This window comes from Candidatus Nitrosarchaeum limnium BG20, assembly GCF_000241145.1.
GTDB lineage: Archaea > Thermoproteota > Nitrososphaeria > Nitrososphaerales > Nitrosopumilaceae > Nitrosarchaeum > Nitrosarchaeum limnae.
The window spans coordinates 1-1,564 of sequence record NZ_AHJG01000014.1 but is presented as its reverse complement, the minus strand read 5'-3'; the positions used below and the strand labels follow the sequence as shown (position 1 = coordinate 1,564).

Here is a 1,564-nt window from a genome sequence, read left to right as displayed (position 1 = left end):
GAGAGAAGAAGTAACTGGAGAAGTAGAAAGAAGAGTAGTGTCTCAAATGTTATCATTAATGGATGGGTTAGAAGCTAGGGGAAAAGTTATTGTCATTGCAGCAACTAACAGACCAAATGCAATAGATCCTGCACTTAGAAGACCAGGTAGATTTGATAGAGAAATTGAAATCAAAGTTCCAGACAAAAAAGGCAGAAAAGACATTCTTGCTATTCATAGTAGAAACATGCCATTATCAGATGATGTAAATGTTGAAAAAATATCTAGTGTCAGCCATGGGTATGTTGGAGCAGATTTAGAATATCTTTGTAAAGAGGCTGCGATGAAGTGCTTGAGAAGATTACTTCCGGAGTTAAACATGGAAGAGGAGAAGCTTCCTCCAGAAACTTTGGATAAACTAATTGTAAATAATGAAGATTTCCAAAAAGCATTGATTGAAGTTACACCATCTGGAATGAGAGAAGTATTCATTGAAAATCCAGATGTAAAATGGGAAGAAGTTGGAGGTTTGGAAGATGTAAAACGTGAACTTCAAGAAGCAGTTGAATGGCCAATGAAATATCCAGGATTATACGATAAACTAGGACATAAAATGCCAAGAGGTATTTTACTACACGGTCCAAGTGGTACAGGTAAAACACTGTTAGCTAAAGCAGTTGCAACTCAAAGTGAAGCAAATTTTGTTTCTGTAAGAGGACCTGAACTATTATCAAAATGGGTTGGAGAATCAGAAAGAGGAATTAGAGAAATTTTCAGAAGAGCAAGACAAGCTTCTCCATGTGTGGTATTCTTTGATGAGATTGATTCAATAGCACCAATAAGAGGAGCAGGTGGTGAAACAGCAGTTACAGAAAGAGTAGTGAGTCAATTACTTACTGAATTAGATGGTATGGAAAATATGCACGGTGTTGTTGTTTTAGCAGCTACAAACAGACCAGATATGATTGATCCAGCATTACTAAGACCAGGTAGATTTGATAAAATTATCCAGATACCATTACCAGATAAAGAAAGTAGAAAGATGATTTTGAAAATTAATGCAGAAAAAATACCAATAAATGATGATCCAAATGATCCACAACGTGTAGATATTGATAAAATTGCCGAGTTAACAGATGGATTAAGTGGAGCAGATACTGCTGCAATTGCAAACACTGCAGTGTCACTTGTCATTCACGAGTTCTTAGATGCACATCCAGATGTCAAAGATATTGAGAAAAGTTCTACAGATGCCAAAGTAACTATGAAGCACTTTGAAGCAGCAGTAAAGAAAGTAAGGGAACAAAAGAACCTCAAGATAGGCGAAAAACTAGTAGCTTCCTATTACAGGTAGTTTTTATTAAATAGACATACCAACTCTCGTAAATGTCAGAATTTAGAGGATATACAGGTAAGTCATTAGAATTTTTAAAAACAAATAAAATCATTGTTGGCGATACAGTAAAAATTCTTTCAGATTTAACATATTTTGGGATAATTATGCCTAGATACGAGCACAGTGACGATAAACATCTTGTTCTCAAATTAAAGAGTGGGTACAATATTGGATTGGAGATAGAGTCAA

At 35.3% G+C, this 1,564-nt stretch carries 1 protein-coding gene and 1 pseudogene; both read left to right on the top strand.

The genetic code is table 11. The annotated features are described in order from the left end of the window. The coding region (locus BG20_RS00810) for an AAA family ATPase (RefSeq protein WP_010189661.1) at nucleotides 1-1,333 on the top strand (1,333 nt) is incomplete at its 5' end. Nucleotides 1,334-1,365: 32 nt separating this feature from the next. After that, a pseudogene (locus BG20_RS00805) lies at nucleotides 1,366-1,564 on the top strand (Glu-tRNA(Gln) amidotransferase subunit GatD); the annotation flags it as partial.